This window comes from Pseudomonas sp. CM27, from assembly GCF_013179515.1.
Lineage (GTDB): Bacteria > Pseudomonadota > Gammaproteobacteria > Pseudomonadales > Pseudomonadaceae > Aquipseudomonas.
This window is the reverse complement of the sequence record NZ_JABMCN010000288.1, coordinates 1-7,213: the sequence shown is the minus strand read 5'-3', so window position 1 is coordinate 7,213 and position 7,213 is coordinate 1. Positions and strand designations below refer to the sequence as shown.

General features: G+C 61.8%; 6 protein-coding genes. 2 read left to right on the top strand and 4 right to left on the bottom strand.

Annotated features, from left to right (window positions below; translation table 11 throughout):
* Positions 1 to 175: 175 nt before the first annotated feature.
* Positions 176 to 793, bottom strand: coding sequence for a LysE family transporter (locus HP547_RS25700; protein WP_172288212.1), 618 nt, complete (start codon positions 791 to 793; stop codon positions 176 to 178).
* Positions 794 to 981: 188 nt separating this feature from the next.
* Here HP547_RS25700 and HP547_RS25695 point away from each other — a divergent pair, with 188 nt between their 5' ends.
* A complete protein-coding gene (locus tag HP547_RS25695) occupies positions 982 to 1,173 on the top strand; it encodes a YhfL family protein (protein WP_172219416.1) in 192 nt (63 codons plus the stop codon).
* Positions 1,174 to 1,261: 88 nt separating this feature from the next.
* On the opposite strand, the gene HP547_RS25690 is transcribed toward HP547_RS25695, so the two are convergent.
* From HP547_RS25690 to HP547_RS25680, 3 genes are all read right to left on the bottom strand, one after another.
* Positions 1,262 to 3,703, bottom strand: coding sequence for a TonB-dependent siderophore receptor (locus HP547_RS25690; protein ID WP_172288210.1), 2,442 nt, complete (start codon positions 3,701 to 3,703; stop codon positions 1,262 to 1,264).
* 134 nt (positions 3,704 to 3,837) lie between these two features.
* Complete coding sequence (locus tag HP547_RS25685; protein WP_172288208.1) at positions 3,838 to 4,803, bottom strand: FecR domain-containing protein; 966 nt, start codon at positions 4,801 to 4,803, stop codon at positions 3,838 to 3,840.
* Between the two features lie 4 nt (positions 4,804 to 4,807).
* Positions 4,808 to 5,338, bottom strand: a complete 531-nt coding sequence (locus HP547_RS25680) for a sigma-70 family RNA polymerase sigma factor (RefSeq protein ID WP_172219422.1) — start codon at positions 5,336 to 5,338, stop codon at positions 4,808 to 4,810.
* 334 nt (positions 5,339 to 5,672) lie between these two features.
* On the opposite strand from HP547_RS25680, the gene mqo reads away from it, so the two are divergent.
* The coding region (gene mqo, locus HP547_RS25675) for a malate dehydrogenase (quinone) (protein ID WP_172288206.1) at positions 5,673 to 7,213 on the top strand (1,541 nt) is incomplete at its 3' end.

The window sequence follows — 7,213 nt, the reverse complement described above, 5'->3', positions numbered from 1 at the left end:
ACAGGTTGGCAGTATGTTTGGGAAACGCCCTACAAGGAAGGGGATAATTCTGAGTGCAGGCTGTAGGACGGGCGCTGGTTTGCGGCGTCGAAGGGCAAACGCTACCGAAATCTACTAATAGATAGCGAAAATCGCTAGACTCCGCTATCTATTGCTATAACCCCTGCGGCCTTGCTCAGCGCATCGCCGCCAGCTTGATCCCAAACCCCACCAGGCAAGCCCCCGCCAGCCGCTCGAACATATTGGTGATGCGCGGGTTGGCGCGCATGCGTTCGGCCAGCTGATGCGTCAGCACCACGGCAATCAGCCCATACACGAAAGTCACCACCGCCACCGTCGCAGCCATGAAGCCGAATGTCACCAGCCCCTGGTGCTTCACCGGGTCGACGAACAGCGGGAAAAACGCCATGTAGAACATGATCGCCTTGGGGTTGAGCAAGGTGATCATCATGGTCTGGCGCAGGTACTGGCCATTGTCCATGCGGCAAGGGTGGGCTGCACCACCGGGTTTGCTCAGCAGCATGCGCAGGCCCAGGTAGGCCAGGTACGCGGCACCCGCCCACTGCACCATATGGAAGGCTGTGGGGTAGGTGGCCAGTAGGGTGGCGACGCCCGCTACCGCCAGCCACAACAGCACCTGGTCACCCACGATTACCCCACAGGTCGCTGCCAGGCCAGCCTTGATACCGCCCTTGCCGGTGGCGGTGATCAGGGCGAAGTTGCCCGGGCCGGGGATGGCCAGAAGAATGATGAAGGCGATGACGAATGCGCCGTAGTCGGTGACGCCGAGCATGGTGAGTTCCTGTGGGCAATACGAAGTCAGTGCCCTGAACTATCGTCGGCAAAGACGCGCTTTACAACCTGTTGTTGCACGATTGCAATGAATCTCTGCTACGCGCGACTTGGATCCAATGCCTGGCTTCTGTATCATCCGGCCGCCATCAGACGATGGCCGAAGATGATTCATTTAAAGGACTTAGTATGAAAAAGCTGTTCAAGGCCACCGTCGCCGTTGCTCTCGTTTCGGGTGTTGCCCTGCTGTCGGGTTGCACTGGCCAGGTCTACAACCAACCGAAGAACTGCACTTACGACTACCTGTTCCACCCTTCGGTTTCCATCTCCAAGATCATCGGTGGCTGCGGCCCGATCGATAAACTGCCTCAGCAGCAGTAATCTTGGCGGTACCCTGATCGCGACGCTTGCGACGTGATCCAAGGCCCCCGGTCATGCAGATGGCCGGGGGCTTTTGTTTGTGGGTCTCTTACCAGCGCAGCGAAACTGTTCCCAGCAAAGTGCGCTCTTCGCCCCAGTAGCAGCGCCCGGCGTTGTTACAGCCTGCCACGTACTCTTTGTCGAACAGGTTGCGGGCATTGACCTCGACCGACCAGTTGTCGTCGATTTCATAGCCGACCTTGGCATCCACCAACGTCACGTCGCCGCTGTCCAGCTTGCCGTATAGGCTTGCCGGGGTGTAGGCGAAAGTACTGTCGAAGTGGCGCACGCCGCCCCCGATCTGCAACCCTTTGAGCAGCCCGTCACGGAAGCGGTAAGTGCTCCACACCGATGCCTGATTACGCGGCACGCCGGTCATTTGGTGGTCTTCGTACAGCGACCCGGTGACGTCCTTGGTAATGCGCGAATCGGTGTAGGTATAGGCAGCGGTGAGGTTCAGGTTTTCGCTCAGGTCGCTGTTCAACTCAAGCTCGACACCCTTGGCTCGGCTTGCACCGATCTGGCGGTAGTCACCCACGGCGGAGTCGAACAACACGTCGTCCTTCTTGCGCAAGTCGTAGACCGACGCGGTAAAGGCGGTGTTCCACCCTTTGGGCTCATACTTGACGCCCACTTCGTACTGTTCGCTGGTGGTGGGGTCCAGCGGGCCGCTGCGGCTTTCGGTCTGCTGAGTAGGGGCGAAGGCTGTGGAGTAGCTGAAGTACGGCGACAGGCCGTTTTCGAACTGGTACATCACTCCGGTCTGCCAGGTGAACTTGCTGTCCCAGCTGTCCATGTCGGCTTGTGCATTGAGGGTGCCGGCCTTGTTGCGGTACTGGCTGTTGACCCGGTCCAGGCGCCCGCCCAGCAACAATACCCAGTTATCGACCTTGGTTTGCAACTGGCTGTAGAGCCCGTACATGGTCTGGTCGAGCAGAGCATTCTGAACATGCAAGGGCGTAGTCGGCTTGCCGTTCCAGACCGGGTCGAACACGTTGATGGTGCCGCCGTTGCCAGCGTCCCAGTCCTGGTTGAACGAGGTACGGTCCAGGCTTGCCCCGACAAGGAAGGTGTGGTCGAACGCGCCGCTGGTGAAATGGCCTTCGAACTGGTTGTCCAGCGAGTAGGCGATGGACTTGTTGTAGCGGTCGTAGGCCTGATTGCTCAGGGTGGTGCCGAAGCCTCCATTGTTCAGGCTACCCGGCCACATTTCCTGGCGGTCGATGCGCGACTGCATGTAGCGCGAGTTCTGGCGGAACTGCCAGGTGTCGTTGAAGCGGTGGCTGAACTCGTAGCCCAGGCTCCAGGTTTCCCGTTCGAAGTTGTCCCAGTCCGGGTTGCCGGACAGCTGGTCCTTGTCGATCTTGCCGTTCGGGTTGTGCAGCAGGGTGCCGGCGGCGGGGAAACCCAGCTCCATCAAGGTGCGGTCACGCTGATAGGTCGCCAGCACGGTCAGGCTGTTGAACTCGTCAAAGTTCAGCGTCAGCGAGGGGGCGATGTACATACGATCATCAGGCTGGTGATCGACCTGGGTATCGGACTTGCGGCCCATCATCACCAGGCGGCCGAGCACATTGCCTTCATCGGTCAGCGGGCCTGAAACGTCGACGCCCAACTGGCGGCGGTTGTGCGAGCCATAGCTCAGTTGCACTTCATGACGGGCCTCGGCGGTGGGCCGTTTGCTGACCAGATTGACTACGCCACCGGGGGCGTTTTCGCCATACAGGATCGAGGTCGGGCCGCGAAACACTTCCACCCGCTCCAGGCCGTAGGGTTCGCTGCTGGTGTCGTAGCGGTTGCCTTGCACGCGCAGGCCGTCGCGCAGCAGGCCATAGCCGTAGTCGGTGGCGTTGAAGCCACGGATGAAGAACAGGTCGCCCGCCTGGCCGTCACCGCCGGCAAACGGCGGCGAGAAAATGCCAGGTACATAACCCAGCACTTCGGTCAGCGTTTGCGATTGCTGGTCATCCATGCGCTGGCGGGTAACCACCGAGACCGAGCGCGGGGTGTCGGCCAGCGCGCTGCTGGTCTTGCTGGCCGTGCTGCTGGCCACGGCGCGGTAGCCGGTATCGCTCTGGCCGTTGCTGGCGAGCAGGGTGGCGGCGTTGATCGAGGTGGCGTCCAGTTGCAGCGCCGTGCCATCGGCCAGTGGTTGCAGCACATAACCTGCGCTGCCCTGAGGCACGGCTTGCAAGCCGCTGCCCTGCAGCAGGCGGGCCAGGCCCACGGCGACGCTGTAGCGGCCTTGCAGCCCCTGGCTGGTCTTGCCGGCGGCCAGTTCATTGCTGCCGGCCAGGTAGATGCCGGCCTGGCTGCTGAACTGGTTGAGGGCGCTGGCGAGCGAGCCGGGGGCGATGTTGAAGGTGCTTTCGGCGCTGGCGGCCTGTCCGGCCTGGGCCAGGGTTGCTGGCAACATCAGCGGCGCGGCGGCGCAGAACGAAAGGGGCGCGGCAAGCGCCAGGCGAAGCGCGGGGTGGAAGGGCGTCGGCATGCGGGTCTCGGGAATCGGTAGGGTGAGTTGGGAGGGCTATGCCGGGTTAACCGGATGAGATTGGGAAAAGGGAACCGGCTCGACAGATTTTTTTTGCCTTGCACAACAATCAGGCCAGCGCTGGCTTCCAGGTATCAAACCGGCTCTACAGTCACCCACCACGGCGTCAGCCGCTGCACCCGCACCGGCAACGCCGCCTGCAACAACGCCAGCGCCCGGTCGGTATCATCAAGCGGGAAGGCACCCATGACTGAGAGCTTCGCCACCTGTGGATGCCAGCCCAGGTGCCCGTGGTGATACCGGCCCAAGGTCTGCAGCAGATGCGCCAGCGGCATGTCCTCGGCATTGAGGCGGTGATGAACCCACGACTCGCCAGCACTTTGTGCCGGCCGAGTGCTGCTGATGCCCAGGGCACTGAAGTCCACCTGCCGGCCCGCCTGCACGATGCACTTTTCGCCGCTGCCAGCGGTGCACACCTCCACGGCGCCCGCGTACACATCAAGCCGGGTATTTTCGCCCTGCTGGCAAACCGCGAAGCGCGTCCCCAGCGCCTGCATGCGCCCTTGCGCAGTGTCGACGAAGAACGGGCGACGCGGGTCGTGGGCGGTTTCCACCAGCAGTTCGCCAAATCGCAGTCTCAGCACCCTGCTGAGCGGCGAGTACTGCATGTCCACGGCGCTCTGCGCCCCCAGCCACAACTGGCTGCCATCGGCCAGGCGGGTTTCGCGGATTTCGCCGATGCCGGTGGCCATGTCGGCCCCCCAGCCCGACACCGGCGCGCCTTGCCAGACCCTCCAGCCAAGCAGGCTGCTGGCGCCAAGCACCAGCAAGGACTTGAGCCCCGTGCGTCGGCTGAAGCGGCGGGCATCATGCTCGCGCAATACCCGGCCTGCAGCCGTGCTTTCGGCCTGCAAGGGCGCAAAGCGCTGGCCGACCCGTTGCACATAGTGCCAGGCCGCCTGATGGTCACCATGCTGGTCAAACCAGCGTTGCCACTGTTTACGCAACTGCGGGGGAACGTTTTCGTCCTGCAACTGCACGTACCAGTGCGCCGCTTGTTGCAGGCTGGCGTGGCTCAGCTTTTGCGCCGGCGAATTCATGGCATCACTCCACCAGCATCCCGTCGAGTTCGGCTTCAAGAATGGCGCAGTGCAAAAATGCCTGGGCCAGGTACTTCTTGATCATGCGTTCGCTTACCCCGATATGCGCGGCGATATCGCGGTAGGCAAGCCCGTCGATCTGCGCCAGCAGGAACGCCTGGCGTACCTTGCCGGGCAAGCGCAGCAGCATTGCGTCCACCTCGTGCAGGGTCTCGACGATGATCGCGCGCTGTTCGGGTGAGGGCTGTACGGTCTCGGGTTGCAAGGCCAGCTGCTGCAACCAGGCCTGCTCCAGTTTCTGCCGGCGCCAGTGGTCCACGCACAGGCCGCGGGCGATGGTCGCCAGGTACGAGCGTTCGCCGCGTACGCCGTCAAACTGCCTTGGGCGGTTGAGGATGCGCACGAACGTGTCCTGCACCAGGTCGGCAGCATCGCAGCGGCTGCCTAGCCGGCGGTACAGGAAGCCGAGCAACCAGCGCGAATGGCTGTGGTAAAGGGTATGGAGCGAGGTATTCAACTGGGGTATCGAAACCACGGCGGCATCCGGCGCGAGCGCGTAATGGTGCGAATGAGAAATGATCGCGATAGTAGAGGCCGCTGAAAAATACTGCAATCATTGTCGTTGCCGCCGTCGGGATGCCTGGGACAACCTGCCGCGTTGACGCGACGGCACGCAATTTGTTTGTGCTGGCAATTGGGATACAATCGGAAAAACGATTCAGCCCTCGTCGGTCAATTCGACAAAAGGCCGAGTCGTTTTCTGTTCTCTGGCTGCTGAACAATGATCAACAACAAGCCTGCGCTGAAGAACAAGGAATACCTGGGCCAGCCACAGGCCCTCACTCCGTTCTCCTGACTGGAATTGATCAATGTTCAAGAAAGCTGGCAAGACCTTGCTGGGTCTGGCTGTTGCAGCAAGCTTCATGCAAGCGCACGCCGCAGAAACCAAGAAAGTAGACGTGCTGCTGGTCGGCGGCGGCATCATGAGCTCCACCCTGGCCGTGTGGCTGCACGAGCTGGAGCCAAGCTGGTCGATGGAAATGGTCGAGCGCCTGGATGGCGTGGCCGAAGAAAGCTCCAACGGCTGGAATAACGCCGGTACCGGTCACTCTGCGCTGGCCGAGCTGAACTACACCCCGGAAGACAAAGACGGCAACGTCAACATCGCCAAGGCCATCGAAATCAACGAAGCCTTCCAGATTTCCCGCCAGTTCTGGTCGTGGCAAGTACGCCAGGGCGTGCTGAAGAACCCGCACTCGTTCATCAACACCACCCCGCACATGAGCTTCGTCTGGGGCGATGACAACATCAAGTTCCTGAAGAAGCGTTACGACGCGCTGCAGACCAGCCCGCTGTTCCGCCCGATGCAGTACTCCGAGGACCACGCGCAGATCGCCAAGTGGGCCCCGTTGATGATGGAAGGCCGCGACCCGAACCAGAAGCTGGCCGTGACCTGGACGCCGATCGGCACCGACGTCAACTTCGGCGAGATCACCCGCCAGTTCGTTGGCCATCTGCAAACCCAGCAAGGCTTCGACCTGAAGCTGTCCAGCGAAGTGCAGGACATCTCGCGCAACAAGGACGGCTCCTGGCACGTCGAGTACAAGAACCTGAAGGACGGTACCGAGTCGGCCACCGATGCCAAGTTCCTGTTCATCGGTGCCGGTGGTGGCGCGCTGAAGCTGCTGCAGAAGTCGGGCATTCCTGAAGCCAAGGAATACGCAGGCTTCCCGGTGGGCGGCTCGTTCCTGGTGACCGAGAACCCGACCGTGGCCATGCAGCACATGGCCAAGGCCTACGGCATTGCCTCGACCGGTGCGCCGCCCATGTCGGTACCGCACCTGGACACCCGCGTGCTGGACGGCAAGCGCGTGATCCTGTTTGGCCCGTTCGCCACCTTCTCGACCAAGTTCCTGAAGAACGGTTCGTACCTGGACCTGCTGAGCAGCACCACCACCCACAACGTATGGCCGATGACCAAGGTCGGTATCGATCAGTACCCGCTGGTCGAGTACCTCGCTGGCCAGCTGATGCTGTCTGACGATGACCGCTTCGAAGCGCTGCGCACCTACTTCCCGAACGCGAAGCAGGAAGACTGGAAACTGTGGCAGGCTGGTCAGCGCGTGCAGATCATCAAGCGTGATGCCGAGAAGGGCGGCGTGCTGAAGCTGGGCACTGAAGTGGTGGCTTCCCAGGACCGCACCATCGCCGGTCTGCTGGGCGCCTCGCCTGGTGCCTCGACGGCTGCGCCGATCATGCTGAACGTGCTGGAAACCGTGTTCAAGGAGAAGGTCGCTACCCCAGAGTGGCAGGCCAAGATCAAAGAGATCGTGCCAAGCTACGGCACCAAGCTGAACGAGTCGGCGGCAGCCACCCAGAAAGAGTGGAACTACACCGCTGAAATGCTGCA